A 26,319-nucleotide genomic window follows, 5' to 3' on the forward strand; every position below is an offset into this window, starting at 1 on the left:
GTTTGTATGACGTGATATTTAAACTCTGGGGTGTAGGTTCGTTTGGTATGCAGCACGGCTAAGCCCTTTATACCTGAATGTTGATATTGGGCAATCCAACGCCTTAATGTGCGTTTAGACACGGTAAATGTACGACAGGTTAAAGAAAGGTTTTCCTCGTGTTGAAAGTAGAAATCTACCACTTGTTGTTTAAATGTTTGGTTATATTTAGTCATAAAAAATCTGCACCTTTGTATGTTGTTGGATAATAAGTCCAACTTTTGGGGTGCAGATCATAAGGGTAGGGTTGAGTTGAAAATCTAATCAGTGCTGTGAATTAGACATCATAAGTGGTTGATGCAGTGTTGCCGCCGTGACCGGTCCAGTTAGTGTGGAAGAATTCGCCACGCGGTTTGTCGGTGCGTTCGTAAGTGTGCGCACCGAAGTAGTCACGTTGTGCCTGTAGCAAGTTTGCCGGCAAACGTGCACTGGTATAACCGTCTAAGAAAGTAAGCGCAGAAGCCATACAAGGCATTGGTAAACCGATTTCAATCGCTTTTGCCACCACTTTACGCCAAGATGCCAAGCAGCCTTTCAAAATATTGTTGAAATAAGGATCTGAACCTAAGAACACAAGATCCGGGTTATTTTCGTAAGCATCGCGAATATTGCCTAAGAATGCACTGCGGATAATGCAGCCTTCACGCCATAACAGTGCGGTGTTGCCGTAGTTAAGATCCCAGTGGAAAGTTTCAGAAGCTTCACGAATTAACATAAAACCTTGTGCATAAGAGATGATTTTTGATGCCAACAATGCTTGACGCACCGCTTCAATCCACACTTTTTTGTCGCCGCTGACCGCTTCAATTTTGTTATCGAAGAGTTTGGCTGCCGCTAAACGCTGTTCTTTGAATGAAGAGACGCAACGTGCAAACACTGCTTCGCTGATTAAGGTTAATGGAATGCCAAGATCCAATGCATTAATCCCTGTCCATTTACCTGTTCCTTTCTGTCCGGCGGTATCAAGGATTTTTTCGACTAGCGGCTGACCGTCAGTGTCCTTGTAACCAAGAATATCAGCAGTGATATCGATCAAATAGCTGTTTAATTCTGTTTTTTTCCATTCTGTAAAGATGGCTTGCATTTCATCATAGCTTAAACCTAAGCCCTCTTTTAAGAATTGATATGCTTCACAGATTAATTGCATATCGCCGTATTCAATACCGTTGTGAACCATTTTAACGAAATGACCGGCACCGTCTTTTCCGACCCAGTCGCAGCAAGGTTCGCCTGCCGGCGTTTTGGCGGCAATCGCTTGTAAAATCGGTTTTACATATGGCCACGCTTCTTCGTTTCCGCCCGGCATAATGGATGGACCACGTCTTGCGCCTTCCTCACCACCGGAAACACCGGCACCAACAAAACGGATACCTTTTTCTCTTAATGCCGCAACACGGCGGTTGGTGTCAGGGTAATTTGAGTTACCGCCGTCAATGATGATGTCGCCTTGATCCAAATATGGCACGAGGCTGTCGATAAATTTATCCACCACTTCACCGGCACGCACCATTAGCATCACTTTGCGTGGTTTTTCGAGTTTATCGACTAAATCCTGCAATGAATAAGCACCGATAATATTGGTGCCTTTAGCTGCACCTTGTAAAAATTCATCCACTTTTGAGGTGGTGCGGTTATATGCTACCACTTTGAAACCGTGGTCATTCATATTCAAAATTAAGTTTTGCCCCATTACCGCTAAACCGATAACGCCGATGTCACCTTTTTGGCTCATATTTTTCTCCTGTTGAATGAGGTGAAACAGATCACCTAAATAGTTTATAAATAATATAAATCGCTAAATTACGCTGTTTTTTGCTGCTGAATCACGATCGATTTCTGCATAATAATCGCTTGAAACGCCGTCGTGGTTGCCGCCCAATCCACTACATCCACCTTCCAAGGCAAATCGCTGTCGCTAAATGCCTGTTCCACTTCACATAATTGCCTTAACGAAAGTGGTTTTTCGCTCATTACCGCCAAATCCAAATCAGAAAAGGTGGTTGCGGTCTGCTTCACTCTTGAACCGAACGCCCGCACTTCGTAATCCGGCAAGTAAGTACGTAAAATCTGTTTTACGATCTCAAGATGTTGCGGTTGGATGTCAAGCTTACACATTATGTTGTTTCAGTTGATTAAGTAAAAATTGTGCTGATTGTAAAAAGTCGAAAATTTGTTGATAAATCTGCTGCGCTTTGTCCTGATCATAAGTATGAGAGGTGACATTGCGCATTTTGCGATATAACAACCAATCTTCGACCGTATCAATCAACCCTGCTCTGGCACTTAAACGCAAAATATCTCGGAAATCGCTGCTATCAATCTCTTCCGGCACAGCGGCAAGCAATTTCAACTGGCGCTTCATCATTTTGATACTGAGTTCATAGACAAATTCAAATTTCTGAATCGCACCGGCAATTAAGGTATCCTGAACAATCGCATCCTGCTGTGTAAACCACTGTTTATCCGCCAATTTTGCGATGGTTAATGCTAAAGAAGTAAATGCATTCTCTAATGCCGAAAGATCAAGCCGTTCCATATTTTACCTATTTTTTAGACAACAACTGTGCCGCATCCTGATCTAAATACCATTCCGTTATGCCGTACTTTGCTTTAATTCTGGCTGCCGGATAAGGCAGATCTTCCGCCGGTGTGGTGTCGATCTCTTTTAAGATTTCTGCTTTAGCCGCACCGGTCACCAAATAGGTCACCCGTTTAGCATTCTCAATTAAAGCTGCCGTTTTGGAAATACGATACTGTCCGCTTTGCGGATGGCGTGCAATGATTGCCCAATGCGGATCATCGAAATCGGTTTCTTTCGGAAACAGCGAAGCGGTGTGTCCGTCCGTGCCCATTCCTAAAATAATCCAATCAAATACCGGCATTCCATTTTGTTTATCTTCAACCTGTTGTAAATCGCACTTAAATCTTTCCAACGCTTGTTGTGGCGGTAATTCTCCGTAAATACGGTGAATATTTGCAGCCGGAATGGCAATATGATTGAACAACAAACGTTGCACCTCGCCGTAATTGCTCTCGACATTACTCGGTTCAACCATTCGATCATCGCCCCACCAAAAATGCAGATTCTGCCATTGAATGCCTTTCTTATAAGGTGCTTTTGCCAATGTTTGAAACAGCAATTTCGGCGTACTGCCGCCGGAAAGCGAGATATGCACCGCTCTGCCTAATTTGCTGTAACGTTTAAATTCTTGAGCAATCTGTTCGACTGCCGCTTGCGCAGTCGGGAAAATTTGATAATCCATTTTTATAACTCACAATAATTGGTATCGGTTAAATTTTTACACGGGAAACGCCATTCACGATTGCTACGACTCATTAATTTATCCGCCGCATCAGGGCCCCACGTTCCACAGGCATAACCGTGAATTTTCGGGTTGCCTGCTTTGTAGTCCAAGATCGGTTGTACAAATTTCCACGCTGCCTGCACCGCATCGCTACGCGTAAACAGGGTTGCATCGCCGTTCAATGCATCCAACAATAAGCGTTCATAAGCGGAGAATAAATGCCCTTCCGCAATCGAGTCATAATGGAAATCCATCGCCACTTCTTTCGCCTTGAAGCCGGAACCCGGCTGTTTTAAACCGAAGCTCATCACAATGCCTTCATCCGGTTGAATACGGATAATTAATTTATTTTCCGGCGCATTCATATTGAATACCGGATGTGGTGTTTTCTTGAAGTGAATGACAATTTCAGTAACACGTGTCGGCATTCTCTTACCGCTGCGCACATAGAACGGCACGCCGCTCCAGCGCCAGTTATCAATGTTCAAACGCAATGCCACGTAAGTTTCAGTGCGAGATTGCGGATCAACGCCTTTCTCTTCACGATAGCCCGGCAATTCAATGCCACGCACTTTTGAACGGGTATATTGACCAAGCACTAAATTTTCTTCGATGGTTTCCGCTGTTAATGGGTGTAAACTCTGCAACACTTTGACCACTTCATCACGCATTGATTTTGCATTAATCACCGCCGGACTTTCCATTGCCACCAATGACAACACTTGCAATAAGTGATTTTGGAACATATCACGCATTGCGCCCGAACCGTCATAATAACCTCCACGTTCTTCCACGCCCAATGCTTCCGCACCGGTGATTTCAACATAATCGATATAATTTCTGTTCCAAAGCGGCTCAAACAAACCGTTGGAAAAACGCAATACTAATAAATTCTGGACGGTCTCTTTGCCTAAATAGTGGTCAATACGATAAATTTGATGTTCTGCAAAAGATTGGTGAATTTTGTCATCCAATTCGATAGAAGAATTCAGATCATAACCGAACGGTTTTTCCACAATTAAGCGTTTCCAGCCTTTGGCTTCGTTATTCAAGCCGTGTGCCGCCAAACACGCCGGAATCACGCCATATAAACTCGGCGGGGTGGAAAGGTAATAAAGCACATTATCTTGACAATGATGGCGTGCATTGATGTCGTCTAAACGGGTTTTAATTTTGGCATAATCATCAACATTTTTAGTATCAATCGCTTGATAATAGATGTGTTGTAAAAAGACTTCTAAAATGCCTTCGTTCACTTTTTCATTGTCAATCAAACTTTGGCGCAATTTATCACGAAATGCCTGATCGCTGAATTCGGTACGACTAACGCCTAAAATGGCAAAATCTTCAGAAAGCTGTTCATTTTCAAAGAGTTGGTATAACGCGGGGATTAATTTACGGTGAGTTAAATCTCCGGAAGCCCCAAAAATGACAATGGTATTATTATCTGGTTTTCGCATACTTTTTATTCCTACAACTTATTTTCTGCTGTGAAAGAGGTCGCCCTCCGCTAAATGGCACCATTCTACCGCCGAGAATTGAAACAACGCTAATCGGTTTTACCTAAAGTAGCGATAACTCCGATTACAACAGGATCTTATGCCAATCCCAATGACGGTTTCCCACCGCGATAAAATGCGGATTGACAAAGGTTTCTCGCCGGTTATAACTCAACGGTTGATGATCTATTGTGAAAATATCGCCACCGCTCTCTTGCAAAATCACCTGTGCGGCGGCGGTATCCCATTCGCCGGTGTCGCCAAAGCGAAGATAGCAATCACACTGTTGGCGTGCTACCAACGTGCTTTTCAAACCGCTGGAACCGTAAGTGATAAATTGATATTGAAACGCCGGATTTAATGCCGCTAACATTTTTTGTTGATTTGCACTTCTGCCGACTGCAATCTTAATCGGCTGCTGTTGATCAAACGGCTTTTGATGCAATAAGCGTGTTTTTTGCCCGTTTTCCACGAAAAATGCGCCTTTGCCTTTTGCCGCATAAAAGGTCTGTGCCAACACCGGTGCGTGAATAATGCCGATAACCGGCTGATGATTTTCTACCAACGCAATTAATACGGAAAATTGATCGGTACGATCGATAAACTGTTGCGTGCCGTCTAACGGGTCAATCAACCAATAACGCTGCCATTGTTGGCGTTCCGCTAACGGAATGGCGCAATTTTCTTCCGATAACACCGGAATGGTCGGATCTAATTCACTTAACGCCTTGACTAAAAACCGACTTACCGCAATATCCGCCTCCGTTACCGGCGTTTGATCGGCTTTAATTTTGATATGGACATTCTGATGATAAAATGCTGTCAGCTGTTCGCCTGCCTGATAGGCAATGGTTAATGCCTGTTCCAACAAAGTGGTTAATGTTTTCATCTCAACCTCATTAACGTTGTGCCAGATATTTTTTCAGCAAGAACAGTGCCGCTAAATTTCTTGCTTCATTAAAATTCGGATCTTCAATTAATTGATCAATATCCGCCAAAGGATAACGCACCAGTTGCAACGGCTCCGGTTCATCGCCTTCTAATTTGCTTGGTGATAATGACTCCGCCAATAAAATATGCATTGGATTATTCATATAACCGGGCGATGAGATTAAGGTGCGTAATAACGTTAAACGTTCCGCCTTAAAACCAATCTCTTCCTGCAGTTCACGGTTTGCGCTCTGTTGCGGTGTTTCACCAAGTTCCATCAACCCTTTCGGAAATCCAAGTTCATACTGCTCCGTTCCGACCGCATATTCATAAGTTAATAATAGATTTTGCTGCTCATCGATTGCCAAAATCATTACTGCGCTGCGTGTCGAGGGTTTAAAGCGCTCATAAGTTCGCAATTCACCATTGGAAAAACGTAAATCGACTGCTTGAATTTCGAAAAGTCGCGATTTAGCGGCTGTATTAATGGCTAAAATTTCCGGTTTTTTCATAAAAAAATTCACCTCCGCACCTTTTTTGTTGTCATAATTACTGTGCTTTGTTTTACAAAAAACGACAGTAACGATACCATACTTAACCAAATTATTCGAACGCTTAGACAACTAATTTTTATTGATTATGGCAAAAGATAAACATCAACAGGAACAGGAAAGTTATCGCCTTGACAAATGGCTGTGGGCGGCACGTTTTTATAAGACTCGCACTTTAGCACGTGAAATGGTTGACGGCGGCAAAGTGCATTACAACGGGCAACGTACTAAACCAAGTAAAGAGGTGGAAATCGGCGCAATGATCAAATTACGTCAGGGCAATGATGAAAAAGAGGTGCAGGTGTTGGCACTTTCCAATCTACGCAAGGCTGCTCCACTGGCACAACAACTTTATCAAGAAACGGAAGAGAGCATTAAAAAACGGGAACAGTTGGCGTGGGCAAGAAAAGCAAATGCCTTATCAATGCCGAATCCGGAACGCCGTCCAAACAAAAAAGAGCGTCGTGATTTATTAAAATTCAAATATCAACAATAACTTATGGCAAAATCAAACTATATTACCCGTGCCGGCTGGAATACGCTGGATCAAGAGTTGAAATATTTATGGAAAGTGGAACGTCCGCAAGTAACCCAGGCGGTTTCTGATGCGGCAGCATTGGGCGATCGCAGTGAAAATGCGGAATATATTTACGGTAAACGCTGTTTAAGAGAAATTGATCGCCGCGTCCGTTTTCTCACTAAACGTTTGGAAGTGTTGCAAATTGTCGATTACCATCCACGCCAAGAGGGAAAAATCTTTTTCGGTGCGTGGGTGGAGCTGGAAACCGAAAACGGCGATTTAAAACAATACCGCATTGTTGGTTGTGATGAGTTTAATCCGGCAAAAAACTGGATCTCGATTGATTCTCCGGTAGCGCGCGCCTTAATCGGCAAAAGCATCGATGATGAAGTGAAAGTCGATACCCCGTCCGGAAAAATCGTTTTCTATGTCAATAAAATTTGGTATGACAAAAGCGGAATCTGATTTTTCCGCTTTCTCTTCCTTTATGTTCTTCTCAATTTTTTCTTTCCAACTTTTTAATCAAAAATTGACATTTTACATACATCTCTGTTTATAATGACAGGGCTAACAGAGATATACTCCGATGTTCTCAATGACGGCATTTCAAGGCGAGATTGCTGTTGTCTTGTGCGATGCTGTAAATAGGCAGCAGTAAGACCCGTCAGGAGGCGTTTACCGGTTTCCGGTAAATATTGATCCGTTCTCTTTCAGAGAGAGCTATAGAAAGGAGGCTTATATTTATGAGCGTAACTTTAAAACAAAATTATGGTTTGTTAATTAACAATGAATGGCATCCGGCATCAGACGGTGCAACCTATCCGGCATATAATCCGGCTAACGGTGAATTGTTGGCACACTGTGCGGAAGCCACCAAAGAGGATGTTGATGCGGCAGTAACTGCGGCGACTAAAGCATTCGAAACTTGGAAACAGACCACCCCTGCAGAACGTGCCGATTATTTATTAAAAATCGCCGACGCGTTGGAAGCCAAAAAAGAACATTTTGCGATGGTGGAAACCTACGACAACGGTAAACCGATTCGTGAAACCAGCAACATTGACATTCCGTTTGCAATCGATCACTTCCGTTATTTCGCCGGCGTTATCCGCACCGAAGAAGGTTCCGCCACTATCCTTGATAAAAATACTCTCTCTTTAATTTTGAATGAACCGATCGGCGTTGTCGGTCAGGTTATTCCTTGGAACTTCCCGTTCCTAATGGCGGCGTGAAAACTCGCACCGGCACTTGCCGCCGGCTGTACCGTTGTGATTAAACCATCCAGCCACACTTCATTAAGCTTATTGGAACTCGGTAATATTTTGGCTGATATTTTACCGCCGGGCGTTGTCAATATTATTACCGGTAAAGGTTCTAAATCTGGTCAATATATCTTAGATCACTCCGGTTTCAGTAAATTAGCATTCACCGGTTCAACTGAAGTCGGTCTTAACGTTTACAAAGCAGCATCTTCTCGTTTAATTCCGGCAACTTTGGAATTGGGAGGTAAATCAGCCAATATCTTCTTTGAAGATGCAAAATGGGATATGGCAATGGATGGCGCAATGCTCGGTATTCTCTTCAATCAAGGACAAGTTTGCTGCGCTGGTTCTCGTATCTTCGTGCAAGATTCCATTTACGATAAATTCATCACTGAATTGGCAGAACACTTCAATAAAGTGAAAGTTGGCTTACCTTGGAAAGAAGATACCCAAATGGGCGCCCAAATCTATGAAAGCCAAGTGAAGAAAATTCTTCAATATGTTGATATTGCTAAGAAAGAAGGTGCGCGTGTGTTAGCTGGTGGCGAACGTATCACTGAAGGTGAACTCGGAAAAGGCTGCTTTATCCGTCCGACCTTGATTGTCGATGTTAAAAACGATATGTGCGTAGCACAAGAAGAGATCTTCGGACCGGTTGCCGTAGTGATTAAATTCCACGACGAAGCCGAAGTCATCAAAATGGCAAACGACAGTATTTACGGCCTTGGTGGAGGTGTTTGGACACGTGATATTAACCGTGCTATCCGTGTTGCCCGTTCAATCGAAACCGGTAGAATGTGGGTCAACACCTATAATGCGATTCCTGCCGGCGCACCGTTCGGCGGTTATAAACAATCCGGTATCGGTCGTGAAACCCACAAGATGATGCTTGATCACTATAGTCAAAAGAAAAATATTTTGATTAATCTCGCTGAAACACCTAGTGGTTTCTATGATGTTAGTAAATAGCTAAATAACAAAACGCTGTTCAATTTAAGTGAACAGCGTTTTTTGTTTGGTATTTTTCAACAACTACGTTAGATAATCCGCTCAATTAAAATCGGTTGGTATTTTTTCTGTCGTTGCAAATGGCGGTTCAATAATTTTACGATCACAAATGCCAGTGCAGTCATCACGGATGTAAACACGATATTCTGCCACTCTTCGACAAACAGATAATTTCCCAATAACACACTGAAAATTAACACAAATAAAGGGATGGTATAGGCAATAAACGCTAATTTCAGTAAGGATTGTTCCGGCAGCCCGATTTCCACCGTTTCCCCGATTCTCATCGGTCTGGAACAAGGGAAAGTAAACAAATAACGGCTTGATTTTCCGGTTAATTCACTCAGCGCCGCTGTCCCGCAACTTGCTTTGGAAGCACAACCGCCGCACGCTTGATTTGCTTGGCACTCAACCGTTACTTCGCCTGCTTGATAAGCTATTACCACCGCTTTTTCTGTAATCATTTGTTATCCTGTTTAAACTCAATGTCCTGCACAATTCGACGTGCCGTTGTTAATGGAATTTCGCCGACCAACACCACAGTTTTACCATTGACCACTTCGGTATAAAGCGTTTCTACGCCTTGTCGCCACGATTCATTAATCGGCATATCTTTCTGTTCCAATAGATAGAGCGAGAAAGAGAATAAACCGTCACTATAAAGCTGTGTTTGGATCGATGGCGATAACCCATCAGAGTGAAATTTCACCAATTTAAAACCTTTCGGCAACCACGACGGTTTCCAGTTATAGTCAGTGGTATTCGGGCTATATATGGTAATTGCCGGCGGCTGAATCATTTTATCCGCCGGTTCGGTTAAACTTGTTGTATCTTCCAACAGAGAAAGATCAATCACTTTGAACTGCGATAACGCATTGCCGCTACGATCAACAATTTCTCCTCGCAATGGCAGGCTGTTTTGTTCATCAATCCAGACCGTATAAGCATAGCGAAATTCATCTTTCGGCATTAGTTTAATCACATTGGCAATACGATTGGCGATTCTGTCTTTGCCCAACGGCACAAAATCGTAATACTGCGCTAACTGCTTGAAATCGCTATAAACAATGTTCGGCAATGAGTCAATAATTTTATCACTGCGAATACTAAACGGCGCATAATTAGCAGAAAAATAACTGATTGTATTATCACGCTGCCAAATTTCTGTTCTAGGTCCATCTAAATAAAGCAGCTGTGCATAATGTTTATGGTCGGCATATGCGTGTCGATAGTTCAATGAAAAATGAAGATTATCCTCACCATAAGTAAACAACATTGTGTAATTTTGCTGCTGAAATGCGGTTTTCATTTGGTTCAGATCAGCAATAATTTGATCAACCGGTGAGGCAGCATATGCAGTAGGGAGGCTGTTAGCAATCCAGAATACTGAGGTGAGGAATAACTTCTTAAACATATAATAAACCTGTGCCTATGGCGTAAATCAAGATGCCTATTATAAAACAACATCACCACCAAAACGGTGGTGATGTCAGGAAATTTCGGAAATTTTTATTCAGATTTTAAGTCAGAATATAAACGACGTTGTAATTGGTAATTCTGCAGAATTTCATTTAAACGTTTATTTTGCTGTTCCAACTGTTCTTTGCTCGGCACATTTTTATGTGAAACATTATAGCTAACTTCTTGAACCGATTGTGTAAACGGCAAAGTTTGTAACGCCGGAGAAACAGTAGTTTCTGTTTCAGAACCTTTATTCAAATTCTGGATGCTAAACACAGCAATTAAACAAACGCTTGCCGCCACTGCGGTTTGCACAACAGGCATAACATATTTTTTTGCTTTAGCCCAGAAAGAAACTTTCGGCACTGCCACAGTTTCCGGTTTCGGCTGTTCTTGCAACTGAACGGTTGGCTCTGCTTCAATCAATGCTGCCATTTTTTCTGTAAAAGAGACATCAAGGATGACTTCACTTTCATTGCGCATCACTGAACGTGCAATATGCAAGGTTGACCACGTCTGTTGTAACGCTTTATCTTGACAAAGACTTTCGACAAAGCCGCGTTCTACGTCTTCACCATCCATATAAGCTGAAAGTTGTTCTCTATTTTGCATAATTTCCGCCTTTCCATTCAATTAATGTTTCACCAACGGTGCTAATTGATTTTCAATAAATTCTCTTGCTCTAAAAATTCGAGAACGCACTGTACCGACCGGACAATCCATCACATCTGCGATCTCTTCGTAACTCATTCCTTCAAGTTCCCGTAACGTGATTGCGGTTTTTAACTCATCCGGCAATTCATTGATGGTTTTAAACACAATCTCTTTCAATTCATCGGATAAAATCAAATGCTCCGGTGTATCGATATTACGTAACTTTGTTCCGACATCAAAACTTTCCGCATCTTCCGCCAAAACATCTTCCGTCGGTGGACGACGCCCTTGTGTCATCAAGTAATTTTTCGCTGTATTCACGGCGATACGATAAAGCCACGTATAAAAAGCACTCTCACCACGGAATGTATCCAAAGAACGATATGCTTTAATAAACGTTTCTTGAGCAACATCCGGAATATCATTGGCTGATACGTAACGGGTCAATAACCCTGCGACTTTATTCTGATAACGTGCAACCAACAAATTAAATGCTTTTTTATCGCCTTGCTGCGCTCTTTCCACCAAAATTTGATCTGTTAGTTGTTCACCCATCTAAGTGAAATCTCCATTTTTATCTTCATCTAACAGCTTCCCAAAACGGTCTGTAAGTTACAGCAAGCAATGCATCGAACTGTTAGAGTTCAAAATTTAATAAAAGTTCAAAAATTTAAACAAAAAGTTTTTAGAATTTCTCAAGATGCGGCCAATTTCACTTTTATCAAGTTCACCATCTGTTGCAATTTATCGGTAGGTGCTTTTTCTTGGTTCATTAACCAACGGAATAACTGCGGGTCAGTAAAGGTAAGCAATTCCAGAAAAGTGTCTTTCTGTTCATCGGATAAATGATCAAACTCATTTTTATAAAACGGCATTATCATTTTATCCAGTTCCAACATTCCACGGCGACAATCCCATTCAATCCTTAATTTATTGTATTGTTTCATCTTATGCTTCTTTAATTATGTTAATCATCAAAGCTGTATCTTATCAATTTTTATCAAGAATAACGAAGAAGAATTAGTAGAGAATTATGATTTTTGCAAACAATCCTATTTTTTAATCAATGCCGAACCACCCTACTTTTAACATCTTTTTAAAAAAATTGTCTATTTTTTATATATTCGATACACTGCTGTTTCAGATCAGCGGCAAAAGGAACAAACTATGCATATTTATGTATTGGGCAGCGGTATTATCGGCACCACAACCGCCTATTATTTAGCAAAACGAGGGTTTCAAGTCACAGTTATCGACCGTCAGGATAAAGCTGCAATGGACACCAGTTTCGCCAATGCCGGGCAAATCACACCGGGTTACTCTTCCCCTTGGGCAGCACCGGGAATTCCGTTAAAAGCCATAAAATGGATGTTGCAAAAACATTCTCCGCTCGTGATTAAGCCTACTTTAGATCCGCAGCAATATCGATGGATGTGGAATTTGTTGCAGAATTGTAACTTGCAAAGTTATCTCATCAATAAAGAACGGATGACAAGAATGTCTGAATATAGTCGCCATTGTTTCCAACAATTACGACAGGAAACCAATATTCAATATGAACAGCGCCAACTGGGAACAATTCAACTATTCCGCTCACAAAAACAGTTTGATGCCACTGCTAAAGATACAAAAATGCTAGAAAAAATGGGCATTCCATATCAAATCCTCGATAAACAGGGCATTTTGACCTATGAACCGGGATTAAGTGACAATATTCACGAATTCGTCGGTGCAGTCAGGTTGCCTAATGACGAAACCGGCGATTGTTATCTCTTTTGCCAAAATCTCACTGACATTGCTACACATCTCGGCGTCAACTTCCGGTTTAATCAACAAGTGAATGGTTTTGAATATCAGAATGATCAAATCAAAGGAGTATGGATAAATAACGAATTGGAAACCGCGGATGCCTATGTTGTATCACTGGGTTCTTACTGCCCAGAATTATTAAAACCGATCGGTATTGATGTTCCCATCTATCCATTAAAGGGATTTTCATTGACGATACCTATTAAAAATGCCGAGAAAGCACCACGCTCTACTGTATTGGATGACAGTTTTAAAGTTGCTGTGACCCGTTTTGACAATCGCATCCGTATGGGCGGTATGGCAATGCTGAACGGCTTTGATCTCAGCCTGAAACAGAAATATCGTGAGACACTCAATCAAGTCTTTAATCATTTATACCCTGAAGCTGCCGATTTAAACCAAGCCACTTTCTGGACAGGATTAAGACCGACTACGCCGGACGGCACGCCAATTGTCGGTGAAACTCGTTTTCCAAATTTATGGCTAAATTCCGGTCACGGTACTTTCGGTTGGACAATGGGCTGCGGTTCTGCAAAATATCTTGCCGATTTGATCAGTGGTGAGAAACCTGAAATCGACACGGAAGGCTTTGCGCTTTCTCGCTATCAAAAAAGATAACAAAAAAGGATTGGCAAATTACGATCTGCCAATCCTTAAAATGAAAAAGTAGTGCATCAAATCATTATGAATTACGGCGGCTAAAGGTTAATTTAGTCACCTGATAAGCAAACAACACTGCACCGAAGATTAAAATAATATCCCCGATAGTACGTAACCAACGCAATGTTTGTAGGAAATCTTGTTGTAAGAAACCTTCGCTACGTGCATACCATAAACCTTCGCTGATACTCGCCGAAACTTGGAATAAGCCGATTGGCAATAAGCTGATGGCAATCATCAATACTAAACCAAGATTCATTGCCCAGAAACCGGTTCTCATCACTTTTTCGTTGAATTGGAAATCCGGTTTTAAGTAACGGGCAACCAATAGAACGAAACCTAATGCTAAGAAACCGTAAACCCCGAATAATGCTGCGTGTGCGTGGACAGCGGTAGTATTCAGTCCTTGTAAATAGAAAAGTGAGATCGGTGGATTAATCAAGAAGCCGAATACACCTGCACCCAACATATTCCAGAATGCAACTGCCACGAAACACATTAATGGCCAACGTAAACGTTGCATCCAAGGTGTGGCGTGCTGATATGACCAGTGTTCATAAGCTTCTCGACCGAGCAATACCAATGGCACCACTTCCAATGCGGAGAATACCGCACCAGCGGCTAATGCCGGTGTTGTCGTTCCGGAGAAATATAAATGGTGTGCGGTTCCCGGTACACCACCGAGCAAGAATAAACTTCCTGCCACCAATGAAGCGACAGTCGCACTGCGGTAACTCACCAAACCTAAATTATAGAAAATAAAGGCTAACGCACAGGTAGCAAATACTTCAAAGAAGCCTTCTACCCAAAGGTGAACCACCCACCAGCGCCAATATTCCATTACAGTAACGCTGGAATGTTCACCGTAGAATAACCCTGGCGCATAAAATAACCCGACACCGACAATAGAAGAGATAAAGATTGCCAGCAAGTTTTTATCGCCACCCTGTTTGAAGGCATTACACGTACAACGCAACATTAGCCATAACCAAACCACAAAGCCTACAAAGAGAAGAATTTGCCAGAAACGACCTAAATCCAAATATTCATAGCCTTGATGTCCGAACCAGAAGTTAAGTTCAGTGGGAATTTGATGGCTTAATGCAAAGAAATTTCCAGCATAAGAGCCCGCTACCACGATTAATAACGCTAAGAAAAGGAAATTAACGCCAAATGCCTGATATTTAGGATCTTTGCCACCATTAATAACCGGTGCTAAGAATAGACCTGCGGTTAAGAAACCGGTTGCAATCCAGAACAGTGCGGATTGAATATGCCAGGTACGCACAAGTGAATAAGGGAAAAGTTGTGAAATATCAATGCCATAAAATTTTTGACCTTCCACAGTATAGTGCGCCAACACACCGCCTAATGCAACTTGTACTACAAACAACGCCAAGGTTAAAAACACATATTTACCTAATGCTTTTTGTGAAGGAGTAAGATTTAATTTTAATAAGGGGTCTGTTGCCGGAGGGGTCGGTTCTTTTTCATTATGATTTCTCAAGAATGAATAGCCCCAAACTAAGAAACCGATTCCTGCGATCAAGAACACAATCGAAATTAATGACCACATAATATTTTCGGTAGTTGGCACATTGTTAACTAACGGTTCGTGCGGCCAGTTATTGGTATAAGTTGCTTCCGCATTCGGACGATCCGTTGATGCCGCCCACGCTGTCCAGAAGAAGAAATCCGCTAAATATTGACGTGCTTCGGCAGTTGGTAAAGTATTATCTTTCATTGCGAAAGATTCACGAGTTTTCACCATTGAAGGATCATCGCTATATAACTTGGCATAATATTCCGCTGTCTGTTTTATGGCCTGTAAACGGACATCTGAAAGCACAACGGTGTCATTGTCTTTTACGCGACTTTGATGACGATATTCATCCTGCAAAGCTACTTGTAACGCTGCTTGAGTCGGTTGATCCAAATCCGCATACGGCTTGCCGAATGCCGCTTTAGAAGTGATATCCAACCACGCTGTCAACTCACGATGTAACCAATCCGCTGTCCAGTCCGGTGCTTGATAAGCGCCGTGTCCCAACAAAGAACCTAATTCCATACCACCGGTCGTTTGCCACGCGGTCTGCCCTTTTAAAATATCCTCTTTCGTCATCACGACTTCACCGTTTTGAGTCACATAGGCACTCGGAACCGGTGGTGCCTGACGATAAACTTCAACGCCGATATAGCCAAGCAACGTAAAAGTCAGGATAAGAATTGTGAATAGCATTATCCACAACTTTTTATATTTACCCATTTTCACTTACTCCCTAAGTTTGAATAAAAAATGCAGTTTGAAAAAACAATTTTCACTTTTAGTCAAAAAATACCTGAGTAAATTACTCAACTAAAAGATCAGCGTCATTATAGAATTAATAGATGTAAAAACAATACACTTTATAGGTTAGTATTTGTTTTTATTAAAAAATGATTATTTTTAGGTAGATAAAAAAAGAAAAAAACGGCGTTAAAATAAATTATCCATTTTCAAAAACTATCAATTATTCCAATCGTTGACTAAATAACCAACTTGCCACTGCTAAAGTACAAGCAGCAATAATTAACATTGGATAAAGGTTCAGCCACACCAATGCAGCGGACATATCTTTCAAAAACAGCCCGTTTACAATAATCAAGAAATGCTTAATCGGGTTGATTTCCACCACCCATTGCAACCAATTCGGCATATTTTCTATCGGTGAAGCATAACCGGAAAGTGCCACCGCCGGCACAAGGAAAATAAAGGTACCCAAAATCGCTTGCTGCTGTGTTTTAGAAATGGCGGAAATAAATAAACCGACACCAACCATTGCTAAAATAAAGACAAAAATGGCAGCAAACAGCAACCAGAAAGATCCGACAAACGGCACTTTGAAAACGGTCAATACCAATACAAAAATAATAAGACCTTCCGCCAAACCGACCATCACCGCCGGAATGGTCTTGCCGAGTAGAATTTCCGCCGGCGTTAACGGTGAAACCAAAATCTGATCGAAAGTACCCAATTCTCTTTCTCTGGCAACAGAAAGCGCAGTTACCATCAACGCGACCAAACCGGCTAAAATACCGACCAATGCCGGCACCGTGTACCACAAGTGCTGTAAATTTTCATTGAACCAATTTCTGGTCAACACCACGACCGGCAACCCCTGTTTACCCTGTTGCTGCGCCAGTTCGGCATTATATTGCAGAATAATTTGCGCGACATAATTGTGAATAATTTGTGCCGAATTGGAATTACGTCCATCCAACAACAGCTGAATATTTGCCGCCTGCCCCGACAACAGTTTTTGACTGAAATCTGCCGGAAACTGGATTGCCATCAACACGTTTTTATTTGCCAACTGCTGTTGTAACTGCTGCTCGCTCTGCACATATTGCAACTCGGTAAAGGTGGGCGAAGCTGCAATGCGTTGAATCACTTCGGTGCTATAAACGTCGTGATCTTGGTTATAGACCGCCACAGAAATATTTTTCACCTCCAATGTGGCAGAATAAGAGAAAAGGAAAAGTTGCAACAATGGCGGCCCAATCAACACCAATCTGCTACGCGGATCACGAAACAGTGCCAATAACTCTTTGATGATTAATGCCCAAATACGTCCATTGAAAATCATACATCGATCCTTTTATGTGTTTTGCGTTTAGTAAAGAGAAAAGTCAAAATGCCGATAATCAACATTATGCAGATCGCTTGTGCCAATAGCCCCCATACATTGCCGGCTAAAAATAGCGTTTGCAAAATTGTTACATAATAACGCACGCTGAACAGATAGGTCAGCCACTGCACCGGCAACGGCATTGAACTGATCTCAAACACAAAACCGGACAACATAAAAGCGGGCAAAAAGGCGAATAAAATCGCGATTTGTGAAGCAACAAACTGATCCTTTGATAGCGAAGAGATCAACAATCCCTGCCCTAACGCACAAATCAGGAAAACAGAGGTCGCAATAAACAATACCAACAACGAGCCTCTAAACGGCACATCATAATAAAGCGTTGTTACCAAAAAACAGATCAACATTGAACCGATACCCAAAATATAATAAGGGATTAATTTTCCTAATAAAATTTGAGTAATGGTTACCGGTGTCGCCATCATTGCTTCCATCGTGCCACGTTCCCATTCACGAGCGACCACCAACGCCGTCAATAATGTACCAATCAATGTCATTGTAATCGCCATTGAACCCGGCAATAAAAAATGACGGCTTTTTAATTCAGGGTTAAACAGATAACGTTCCTGCAAACCAATGCCACCACTCTCCTCATCAGTGCTATTTTGTTGTTGTAACCAGTTCTGAATGACACCGCCGGTATAACCATTAACGAACATCGCTGTATTCGGCTGCGAACCATCGGTTAACACCTGAATTTGTGCCGGTTGTTGCTGTAATAATTGTCGGCTAAATTGCGGCGGGATCACCACAATGCCTTTAATATCGCCGGCGGTCAAATCTTGATACAAAGCTCGACGATCATCCGCAAAACGGCTGTCTAAAAAGCGTGAATGACGGAAAGCATCAACCAATTCTGTCGCCATCGGTGATGAAGATTGATTCACCACGCCGATATTGACTTTGTTGCTGTCCAAATTGATGCCGTAACCAAAAATAAACAACAGAATAAAAGGCAATACAAAAGCAATCAGAATAGAAGAGGGATCGCGAATAATCTGCAACATCTCTTTATAAACTAACGCCCACAATCGTTTCATATTGCCTCCTTAGCCTGATCCTTCGCCTGCACCAATGCAATAAAAGCGTCTTCCAATGTCGGCGCTTGCAAGCCCGCCAGCTGCACTGCCTGCTGCTTTAATTCATCCGGTGTGCCGGTCGCAATATTTTCACCGTGATAAATCAAACCGATACGATCACAATACTCCGCTTCATCCATAAAATGCGTGGTGACCATCACCGTAACACCTTTGCCCACCATCGCATTGATATGCAGCCAAAATTCACGTCTGGTAATCGGATCAACCCCCGAAGTCGGCTCATCCAAAAACAGAATATCCGGCTGATGAATCACAGCACAAGCAAGTGATAACCGCTGTTTAAACCCTAACGGCAAATCGCCGGCATTCATTTTCAAATAAGGTTTAAAATCAAAAATATCGATCATCATTTCAATACGTTCACGTTGTGCTTTGCCGGTAACACCATATAAACCGGCAAAAAAACGTAAATTTTGTAACACATCTAAATTGCCGTACAGTGAAAAACGTTGTGCCATATAGCCAATTCTGCTGCGTGCCTGTGAAGTGGCATAACGCAAATTCAAACCGGTGACGAAACACTCTCCGGCGGTCGGCTGCAACAAACCGCACATCATTTTAAATGTGGTCGATTTACCGGCACCGTTCGGCCCTAATAAACCAAAAATCTCACCACGTTTAATCGAAAAGGTATTATCTTTAACCGCGACAAAATCGCCGAATTTTTTGGTTAAGCCTTTCGCATCAATCACCGGTTTACCATCATCCTGCTTGGCTTCAATCTGTGCTGCCAATGCCGAATTTCCACCGGGACCGCCACCCAAACGATTAATAAAGGCATCTTCAAAACAGGGATTAATGGGTTGCCACTTACCTTGCGATAACTGTGGTTTTGCCGCTTCCGGTTTCAACACAATCCGCAAATTACTGCCTTGAATAATGCCGTCCATCACCTGTGGTTGCTGCAATAAATGAATTAGACTGGAACGCCGGTCCGCCACCGGAATATCGCTCACTTGAAAAACACGGCCTCGCACCGATTCCAACAAGCCTTGTGGCGCACCGTCATACAATTTTTTGCCTTCATTCAGCAAAATGACACTATCGCATTTTTCCGCTTCATCCAAATAAGCGGTTGACCACAATACTGCCATTCCTTGCTCTACTAACGCTTGCACCAATTTCCACAATTCACGCCGTGAAATCGGATCAACGCCGACACTTGGTTCATCCAGTAATAACAGTTTCGGATCGCCGACCAATGCACACGCCAAGCCCAATTTTTGTTTCATTCCGCCGGAAAGCTTACCGGCTAAACGCTGTTGAAACGCTGCCAAATCAGTAAAAGCCAACAATTTGTCAAACTTCTCTTTTCTGGAAGCACCGCTGATTAAACGCAAATCCGCATATAAATTCAGATTTTCGATAACCGTTAAATCTTCATATAAACCAAATTTCTGCGGCATATAACCGCTGATTTGATGAATGGTTTCAGCGTCATCATTGACATTGAGTTGATCGACCGTAATCGTGCCGCCATCTGCCTGCATTAAACCGATAATATGACGAATTAAGGTCGTTTTACCTGCACCGTCCGGCCCAACCAAACCGGTCATTTTGCCGGGGAAAATCTGTGCCGATACAGCATCAAGTGCCGGTTTATCCATTCCTTTGAAATGTTTGGTCACCTTATCGATAACCACCATTGCTTTCGACATTATTTATCCTCAGCCTGTTTTTCAATCAATAACGTCACCGGCATACCTTGGCGTAAACCGTTATCACTGTTTTCGACCATAACTTTGAAACGATAAACCAATTCCGTTCTTAACTGTTCGCTTTCCACATTTTTTGGTGTGAATTCCGCTTGAGGCGAAATAAAACCGATCTGCCCGGTATATTGTGCGCCGCTGTCGGTAACGACAGTCACTTTTTGCCCTTGATAAAGATTGCCCAAATTTGGTTCATCCACATAAGCACGCACCCACACCGGTTTTTGTAATGAAATGGAATAGATCGGTAAGCCGGCATTCACCACGCTGCCTTTTTCTCGCACTCGGGTTAACACCACGCCGTCACTCGGCGCAATCAATTTGGTATCCGCCAAACGCGTTTCAGCAATCGAAACCAATGATTTGGAAATATCCACTTGCGCCAAGGCACGATCACGTGCTGCCACGACATCATCATAATCTGCATCGGACACCGCATTTTTCTTGATTAAGCCTTGCACACGTTGATAAAGTTTTTCCGCTTGCACCAACGCAGCTTCCGCATCCGCCAATTTTGCTTTGGCTAAAGTCAACTCATCCTGAAAAGTTTTTTGCTCTAATGTCGCCAGTAAATCACCGGCTTTCACTTGATCGCCTTCATCCACCAATAGCTGTTCAACTTTACCGGCAACTTTAAACCCAAGATTGACATCACGAATATCAACATTGCCGTACAACCTAATTTCGCTTTCATTCACGGCTTGTCGTTGGTGTTGTTGGAAAAGATAATAACCGCTTAATCCGATAATAATGAGGAGTAAAAAAATAAGACTTTTTTTCATAGCACAATCCTTTACCATTCCGTTGCATTGTCTACTGTTTGATCATACTCCTCTCGGCAAGGATCTTCATCCACTGCGTCCTGAAACTGTGACATTAAACAGAAAATAGTGCTAAATGATAATGATATGGCGGATAATCACTAAAGAAACTATTGATTAACAGACAAAACTGTTCTTTATAACTTCAAATAAAAAGGTTTAAACATTGGAATGACATCCGAATGGTAGCAATGTTGCTGATCATAAATGGTTAATTCGCTCTGTTTCGGTGATGTTTTGTTGGCTAAAAAAGCAAAGGTTAATAACATTCTCTGCGGCATTTTCCCCTCTTTGGTAATGACGTGACAAACCTCCGTACAACACAGTTTTGAGGAGGTTGCCGACAATTGCTGTTGCAAACAGATACCTGCTTGAAACGGCAACACAAATTGGATTTTGCCCTTTACACTTAAACAATTTTCGGCAGCGAGTAGCCAATCCAAATGGGATAAATCGCCAACATAACGCGCGGTTTCTCTGGATTGATCCCGACACTGGCTGGCACTTTCAAAATAGGGCGGATTTGCCACAATAAGATCAAAACGTTGCGAGCTTTGCCGACAAAATTGCTGCATCGATTGATGATAAATCGTAACGCGCGCCGACCACGGTGAAATCGCTACATTATCAAGCGCCTGACAATAGGCATTTTCTTCAATTTCCACGCCGACAATTTGACAATCCGCCGCACTTCTTTGTGCCAGCATCAACGCAATCAATCCGGTACCGCAACCTAAATCCAAGATCCGATTTGCACCGGCGACATCTGCCCACGCGCCAAGCAAAACCCCGTCTGTGCCTACTTTCATGGCACAGCGGTCGTGGTAAATTTTAAATTGCTTAAATTGAAAACAGGCTGCTTTCGCCATTGCTAAAATCGCTCTGATCGGGATTGAATAGCGATATTTTAATAAAATTTCGCTATAATTCGAGGCTGATTTTTTATTTTCGAGAATTTTTATGACCATTTCTAATTTTGATGAATTTGATCTTGATCCACAGCTGCTCAAAGCGTTAGCCAAAAAAGGCTTGAATCGTCCAACCGCTATCCAGATTGAGGCAATCCCTGCCGCAATGGATGGGCACGATGTGTTGGGATCTTCGCCGACCGGCACCGGAAAAACCATCGCTTTTTTATTACCGGCTATTCAGCATCTATTGGATTTCCCTCGCCGTAAACCGGGCGCACCACGTGTTTTAGTGCTGACACCAACCAGAGAATTGGCAATGCAGGTTGCTGAACAGGCACAGCAATTAGCACAGTTTACTTCCTTAAGTATTGCCACCATCACCGGCGGCGTCGCCTATCAAAATCACGGCGAAATTTTCAATAAAAATCAAGATATGGTCATCGCTACCCCCGGACGTTTGCTCCAGTATATTCAGGAAGAAAATTTTGATTGTCGTGCGGTAGAAATCTTAATTTTTGATGAAGCCGATCGAATGTTGCAAATGGGCTTCGGTCAGGATGCTGAACGTATTGCCGCTGAAACCCGTTGGCGCAAGCAGACAATGCTCTTCTCCGCCACCCTTGAAGGCGAAGAGTTAAACAGTTTTGCACAACGTTTATTGGATAATCCGGTTGAGGTGAATGCAGAACCGAGCCGCCGTGAACGTAAAAAGATTCAGCAATGGTATTACCATGCCGACAGTAAAGAACACAAAATCAAACTGTTAGCACGAGTCATTGTTGACGAAAAAGTCAGCAAAGGTATTGTGTTCGTGCGACATCGTGAAGAGGTGCGTGAATTGGCGGAAATTTTGCGTAAACGTGGTATTCGCAGCACCTATTTAGAGGGTGAAATGGCACAAACGCAACGCAATAATGCTATTGAAAAATTGCGTGATGGCGTGGTAACGATTTTAGTCGCAACCAATGTGGCGGCACGCGGCATTGATATTGACGACATATCGCACGTTTTCAATTTCGATCTGCCTTATAATGCCGATGTTTATTTGCACCGTATCGGGCGCACTGCTCGTGCCGGTAAAAAAGGTTGTGCCATCTCTTTTGTTGAAGCACACGACTATCCACTGCTTGGTAAAATTTGCCGTTACACCGGTGAAATTCTGAAAGCCAGAGTGATTGAAGATCTTGCGCCTCGTACAAAAGCACCGAAAGTGAATGAAATCAAAAAAGTCATCAAGAAAAAGAAAGCCCATTTAAAACAAAAACGGCAACAAGCCAAAGAACAAACCAGCAAGAAAAAAGTGAAATTACGTCATCGTGATAGTAAAAATATCGGTAAACGTCGAGTTCCTACCGCATTGCGTATGGCGCAACAAAATAATTCTGAACAGTAAGGAGAATTTATGTCATCTCTTCCATTTAGTGTCGTGATTTTAGCTGCCGGTAAAGGCACTCGTATGTACTCCGATTTGCCGAAGGTGTTGCACCCTATCGCCGGCAAACCGATGGTTAAACACGTGATTGATACCGTAGCCAAACTTGGTGCCAATCAAATCCATTTAGTCTATGGCCACGGCGCAGAATTGCTGCAACAACGTCTTGCCAATGAAAAAGTAAATTGGATCTTGCAAGCGCAGCAACTCGGCACCGGTCACGCAATGCAACAGGCAGCGCCTTATTTTAATGATAATGAAACCATTGTGATGTTGTACGGTGATGGGCCGTTGATCAGTGCAGAAACCATCCAACAATTAATTGCTGCAAAACCGGAAAACGGCATTGCACTCTTAACCGTTAAACTGGACGATCCAACCGGTTACGGACGTATTTTGCGTGAAAATAATCAGGCGGACGGCAATATTATCGGCATTGTTGAGCAGAAAGATGCCTCCGCTGAACAGCTAAAAATTCAAGAAATTAACACCGGTCTGCTCGCTTGTGACGGCAAAAATCTGAAAAAATGGTTATCACAATTAACCAATAATAACGCACAAAAAGAGTATTACATCACCGATATTATCGCTATGGCGCACCACGACGGTTGCAAAGTGGTTTCTGTTCATCCGCAAGATCCAATGGAAGTGGAAGGTGTCAACAATCGTCTACAATTAGCCCGCTTGGAGCGTTATTACCAACAAAAAAATGCGGAACGTCTTTTATTGGAAGGCGTGATGTTGGCAGATCTGAACCGTTTTGATCTTCGTGGCGAGTTGATTCACGGCAAAGATGTCGAAATTGATATTAATGTCATTATCGAAGGCAACGTTAAACTCGGCGATCGTGTCAAAATCGGTGCCGGTTGCGTGCTAAAAAATGTTGAAGTCGCAGATGATGTGGAAATCAAACCTTATTCCGTTTTTGAAGATGCCGTGATCGGAAAAGGTGCTCAGGTCGGGCCATTCTCCCGATTACGTCCGGGTGCGGTATTGGCGGATAATGTTCACGTCGGTAACTTTGTGGAAATCAAAAAAGCGACTGTCGGTGTCGGCTCCAAAGTGAACCACTTAACCTATGTCGGTGATGCCGTGATCGGTAAAGATTGCAACCTTGGTGCCGGTGTCATCACTTGCAACTATGACGGTGCCAATAAATTCCAAACCACGATCGGTGATAACGTTTTCGTGGGTTCCGATGTGCAGCTGGTTGCACCGGTTTCTGTCGCAGATGGTGCAACTATCGGTGCCGGTTCCACCATCACCAAAGATATTGCCGAAAATGAATTGGTGATTACGCGTGTGCCACAAAAACATATCCAAGGTTGGCAACGCCCTACCAAGAAAAAGCATAATTAAACACCATTAAAGCTTAAAATTTATACCAAATGCAGCGAAAACAGCGCTGCATTTTTTTATTTTTGTGATCTCGTCCAAACTTCTGAAAATTAAAGGCATCCTCCATATTTACAAATATAATGGAGTAGTTTTATCATTAGTCTATCTTTTAACCCATTCAGTGTCGTATTTAGAATGGTCTATTCACAAACTCAGAGGTGATCTTATGAAATTACAAAAAACCGTTCTTCATTCAATGATCGTTGCCGGTCTTTCATTAGCCGCTTTTGCAGCACAAGCCGGACAATATCCTGATCTTCCGGTCGGAATTAAAAGCGGCGGCGGCGCATTAATCGGTGACACTGTTTATGTCGGGTTAGGTTCAGGCGCAGATAAGTTTTATGCCCTTAATTTGAAAGATGCGAAAGCCGGTTGGAAAGAGATCGCCGCATTCCCCGGTGGTGACCGTTCACAACCTGTAGTCAGTGCCGTTGACGGCAAACTCTATGTTTTCGGCGGCTTACAAAAAAATGAAAAAGGCGAATTACAGCTTGTTAATGATGCTTATAGCTACAATCCGCAAGACAACACTTGGAGTAAATTACCAACTCGCTCACCGCTTGGCTTAGTCGGTGCAACCGGTGTAAATTATGGCGATAAAGTTTATGTTATCGGCGGTTCAAACCTTTCCATTTTCAATGGCTATTTCCAAGATTACACCGCAGCCGGTGATGATCAGGCGAAGAAAGATGCAGTAATGGCAGCCTATTTCAATCAACGTCCGCAAGATTACTTCTTCAATACCACATTCTTCAGCTATCAACCATCCACCAATAAATGGCGTAATGAAGGACAACTTCCATTCTCAGGACGTGCCGGTGCGGCGGTTACCGTAAACGGTGATGTGCTCACTGTAATTAACGGTGAAATCAAACCGGGCTTAAGAACAGCAGAAACAGAGCAAGGTAAATTCAACAAACACGGCACTATCGATTGGAAAAATTTACCTAACTTGCCTGAACCACAAAAAGGCACAGTACAAGATGGTTTAGCCGGAGCCTATGCCGGTTATAGCAACGGACACCTTTTAGTCACCGGCGGTGCCAACTTCCCGGGCGCAACCAAACAGTTCAAAGAAGGCAAACTCTTTGCTCACCAAGGTTTGAAAAAAGCCTATCAAACCGCAGTCTACAGTTTGGATAAAGGCAAATGGAAAGTGGTCGGCAACTTACCGGCAGGTGCCGGCTATGGCGTCAGCGTATCTTACGGTAACAAAGTATTACTCATCGGTGGTGAAACTGATGGCGGTAAAGCATTAACTTCCGTTCAAGAGTTAAGCTTTGACGGCAAAAAACTCACCGTTGAATAACCCCCTCCTCTTGAGTTAATCAACATAAGCACGGCAAATGCCGTGCTCAGACTGCTGACAAACCTCTAGACATACCTCTAGAGGTTTGATCTAATAGGCATATCGAAAAAAGGAAATGCCTATGCTCAAAAATACACCCTCACTCCAATATGAAATCGAGATGATAAGTCTCGAACAACTCGTTCCAAAAGACCACCTTGTCCGTAAAGTCGCGAAAGCCATCGATTTTGACTTCATTCGTGATGAAGT

Annotated in this window: 25 protein-coding genes and 1 pseudogene; 7 read left to right on the forward strand and 19 right to left on the reverse strand. The window is 42.6% G+C overall.

What is annotated here, in order from left to right:
• The 8 genes from A3EO_RS0106150 to nudE all read right to left on the reverse strand — a co-directional run.
• Window positions 1–215: helix-turn-helix domain-containing protein (locus tag A3EO_RS0106150; RefSeq protein WP_018346433.1), on the reverse strand; the 215-nt coding region annotated here is incomplete at its 3' end.
• Window positions 216–316: 101 nt separating this feature from the next.
• Window positions 317–1,771: a decarboxylating NADP(+)-dependent phosphogluconate dehydrogenase gene (gnd, locus tag A3EO_RS0106155; protein WP_018346434.1), complete on the reverse strand. Its 1,455-nt coding sequence runs from the start codon at window positions 1,769–1,771 to the stop codon at window positions 317–319.
• Between the two features lie 68 nt (window positions 1,772–1,839).
• Window positions 1,840–2,154, reverse strand: a complete 315-nt coding sequence (locus A3EO_RS0106160) for a nucleotidyltransferase family protein (RefSeq protein WP_018346435.1) — start codon at window positions 2,152–2,154, stop codon at window positions 1,840–1,842.
• On the reverse strand, window positions 2,147–2,575 hold the full coding sequence (locus tag A3EO_RS0106165) for a nucleotidyltransferase substrate binding protein (protein ID WP_018346436.1): 429 nt from the start codon (window positions 2,573–2,575) through the stop codon (window positions 2,147–2,149). Before A3EO_RS0106165 ends, A3EO_RS0106160 begins: the two co-directional genes overlap by 8 nt.
• Window positions 2,576–2,582: 7 nt before the next feature.
• The gene (pgl, locus tag A3EO_RS0106170; protein WP_018346437.1) at window positions 2,583–3,302 is read right to left on the reverse strand and encodes a 6-phosphogluconolactonase; all 720 of its coding nucleotides are present in this window, start codon (window positions 3,300–3,302) and stop codon (window positions 2,583–2,585) included.
• A gap of 2 nt (window positions 3,303–3,304) precedes the next feature.
• Window positions 3,305–4,804: a glucose-6-phosphate dehydrogenase gene (zwf, locus tag A3EO_RS0106175; RefSeq protein ID WP_018346438.1), complete on the reverse strand. Its 1,500-nt coding sequence runs from the start codon at window positions 4,802–4,804 to the stop codon at window positions 3,305–3,307.
• A 124-nt stretch (window positions 4,805–4,928) separates the two neighbouring features.
• On the reverse strand, window positions 4,929–5,732 hold the full coding sequence (gene cysQ / locus A3EO_RS0106180; protein ID WP_018346439.1) for a 3'(2'),5'-bisphosphate nucleotidase CysQ: 804 nt from the start codon (window positions 5,730–5,732) through the stop codon (window positions 4,929–4,931).
• Between the two features lie 10 nt (window positions 5,733–5,742).
• Entirely contained in the window at window positions 5,743–6,285 is a 543-nt protein-coding gene (nudE, locus tag A3EO_RS0106185) for an ADP compounds hydrolase NudE (protein WP_013746441.1), read from the reverse strand.
• Window positions 6,286–6,412: 127 nt separating this feature from the next.
• Between nudE and hslR the strand changes: the two genes are divergently transcribed.
• The 3 genes and pseudogenes from hslR to A3EO_RS0106200 all read left to right on the forward strand — a co-directional run bounded on the left by hslR (window position 6,413) and on the right by A3EO_RS0106200 (window position 9,075).
• Window positions 6,413–6,820, forward strand: a complete 408-nt coding sequence (gene hslR / locus A3EO_RS0106190; RefSeq protein WP_018346440.1) for a ribosome-associated heat shock protein Hsp15 — start codon at window positions 6,413–6,415, stop codon at window positions 6,818–6,820.
• A gap of 3 nt (window positions 6,821–6,823) precedes the next feature.
• A complete protein-coding gene (greB, locus tag A3EO_RS0106195) occupies window positions 6,824–7,309 on the forward strand; it encodes a transcription elongation factor GreB (protein WP_018346441.1) in 486 nt (161 codons plus the stop codon).
• A 278-nt stretch (window positions 7,310–7,587) separates the two neighbouring features.
• Window positions 7,588–9,075: pseudogene (locus A3EO_RS0106200) on the forward strand (aldehyde dehydrogenase family protein).
• 68 nt (window positions 9,076–9,143) lie between these two features.
• Here A3EO_RS0106200 and A3EO_RS0106205 read toward each other — a convergent pair.
• The 5 genes from A3EO_RS0106205 to A3EO_RS0106225 all read right to left on the reverse strand — a co-directional run bounded on the left by A3EO_RS0106205 (window position 9,144) and on the right by A3EO_RS0106225 (window position 12,176).
• On the reverse strand, window positions 9,144–9,578 hold the full coding sequence (locus A3EO_RS0106205) for a SoxR reducing system RseC family protein (RefSeq protein ID WP_013746445.1): 435 nt from the start codon (window positions 9,576–9,578) through the stop codon (window positions 9,144–9,146).
• Entirely contained in the window at window positions 9,575–10,528 is a 954-nt protein-coding gene (locus tag A3EO_RS0106210) for a MucB/RseB C-terminal domain-containing protein (RefSeq protein WP_018346442.1), read from the reverse strand. Before A3EO_RS0106210 ends, A3EO_RS0106205 begins: the two co-directional genes overlap by 4 nt.
• Window positions 10,529–10,623: 95 nt before the next feature.
• Entirely contained in the window at window positions 10,624–11,187 is a 564-nt protein-coding gene (locus A3EO_RS0106215; protein WP_018346443.1) for a sigma-E factor negative regulatory protein, read from the reverse strand.
• A 21-nt stretch (window positions 11,188–11,208) separates the two neighbouring features.
• Window positions 11,209–11,784 carry an RNA polymerase sigma factor RpoE gene (gene rpoE, locus A3EO_RS0106220; RefSeq protein ID WP_013746448.1) on the reverse strand — a complete coding sequence of 192 codons (576 nt, stop codon included), beginning with the start codon at window positions 11,782–11,784 and terminating at the stop codon, window positions 11,209–11,211.
• Between the two features lie 140 nt (window positions 11,785–11,924).
• Window positions 11,925–12,176 carry an FAD assembly factor SdhE gene (locus A3EO_RS0106225; RefSeq protein ID WP_013746449.1) on the reverse strand — a complete coding sequence of 84 codons (252 nt, stop codon included), beginning with the start codon at window positions 12,174–12,176 and terminating at the stop codon, window positions 11,925–11,927.
• A gap of 220 nt (window positions 12,177–12,396) precedes the next feature.
• Here A3EO_RS0106225 and A3EO_RS0106230 point away from each other — a divergent pair, with 220 nt between their 5' ends.
• Window positions 12,397–13,656 carry a D-amino acid dehydrogenase gene (locus A3EO_RS0106230; RefSeq protein WP_018346444.1) on the forward strand — a complete coding sequence of 420 codons (1,260 nt, stop codon included), beginning with the start codon at window positions 12,397–12,399 and terminating at the stop codon, window positions 13,654–13,656.
• A gap of 64 nt (window positions 13,657–13,720) precedes the next feature.
• On the opposite strand, the gene A3EO_RS0106235 is transcribed toward A3EO_RS0106230, so the two are convergent.
• The 6 genes from A3EO_RS0106235 to A3EO_RS0106260 all read right to left on the reverse strand — a co-directional run bounded on the left by A3EO_RS0106235 (window position 13,721) and on the right by A3EO_RS0106260 (window position 21,889).
• Complete coding sequence (locus A3EO_RS0106235) at window positions 13,721–15,964, reverse strand: nitric-oxide reductase large subunit (protein ID WP_018346445.1); 2,244 nt, start codon at window positions 15,962–15,964, stop codon at window positions 13,721–13,723.
• Window positions 15,965–16,208: 244 nt separating this feature from the next.
• Window positions 16,209–17,324 carry an ABC transporter permease gene (locus tag A3EO_RS0106240; protein WP_018346446.1) on the reverse strand — a complete coding sequence of 372 codons (1,116 nt, stop codon included), beginning with the start codon at window positions 17,322–17,324 and terminating at the stop codon, window positions 16,209–16,211.
• Window positions 17,321–18,427: an ABC transporter permease gene (locus A3EO_RS0106245; protein WP_018346447.1), complete on the reverse strand. Its 1,107-nt coding sequence runs from the start codon at window positions 18,425–18,427 to the stop codon at window positions 17,321–17,323. The genes A3EO_RS0106240 and A3EO_RS0106245 overlap by 4 nt, the downstream gene beginning before the upstream one ends.
• Window positions 18,424–20,145: an ATP-binding cassette domain-containing protein gene (locus tag A3EO_RS0106250; protein WP_018346448.1), complete on the reverse strand. Its 1,722-nt coding sequence runs from the start codon at window positions 20,143–20,145 to the stop codon at window positions 18,424–18,426. Before A3EO_RS0106250 ends, A3EO_RS0106245 begins: the two co-directional genes overlap by 4 nt.
• Window positions 20,145–20,981 carry an efflux RND transporter periplasmic adaptor subunit gene (locus A3EO_RS0106255; RefSeq protein WP_013746455.1) on the reverse strand — a complete coding sequence of 279 codons (837 nt, stop codon included), beginning with the start codon at window positions 20,979–20,981 and terminating at the stop codon, window positions 20,145–20,147. Before A3EO_RS0106255 ends, A3EO_RS0106250 begins: the two co-directional genes overlap by 1 nt.
• Before the next feature lie 176 nt (window positions 20,982–21,157).
• Complete coding sequence (locus tag A3EO_RS0106260) at window positions 21,158–21,889, reverse strand: tRNA1(Val) (adenine(37)-N6)-methyltransferase (protein WP_026211028.1); 732 nt, start codon at window positions 21,887–21,889, stop codon at window positions 21,158–21,160.
• A gap of 91 nt (window positions 21,890–21,980) precedes the next feature.
• Here A3EO_RS0106260 and srmB point away from each other — a divergent pair, with 91 nt between their 5' ends.
• From srmB to A3EO_RS0106275, 3 genes are all read left to right on the forward strand, one after another.
• Window positions 21,981–23,324: an ATP-dependent RNA helicase SrmB gene (srmB, locus tag A3EO_RS0106265; RefSeq protein ID WP_013746457.1), complete on the forward strand. Its 1,344-nt coding sequence runs from the start codon at window positions 21,981–21,983 to the stop codon at window positions 23,322–23,324.
• A gap of 9 nt (window positions 23,325–23,333) precedes the next feature.
• Complete coding sequence (gene glmU / locus A3EO_RS0106270; RefSeq protein WP_018346450.1) at window positions 23,334–24,722, forward strand: bifunctional UDP-N-acetylglucosamine diphosphorylase/glucosamine-1-phosphate N-acetyltransferase GlmU; 1,389 nt, start codon at window positions 23,334–23,336, stop codon at window positions 24,720–24,722.
• A gap of 205 nt (window positions 24,723–24,927) precedes the next feature.
• A complete protein-coding gene (locus A3EO_RS0106275) occupies window positions 24,928–26,070 on the forward strand; it encodes an N-acetylneuraminate epimerase (RefSeq protein WP_018346451.1) in 1,143 nt (380 codons plus the stop codon).
• Window positions 26,071–26,319: the final 249 nt, after the last annotated feature.

Source organism: Gallibacterium anatis DSM 16844 = F 149, from assembly GCF_000379785.1.
In the GTDB taxonomy this organism is placed as follows: Bacteria; Pseudomonadota; Gammaproteobacteria; order Enterobacterales; family Pasteurellaceae; genus Gallibacterium; species Gallibacterium anatis.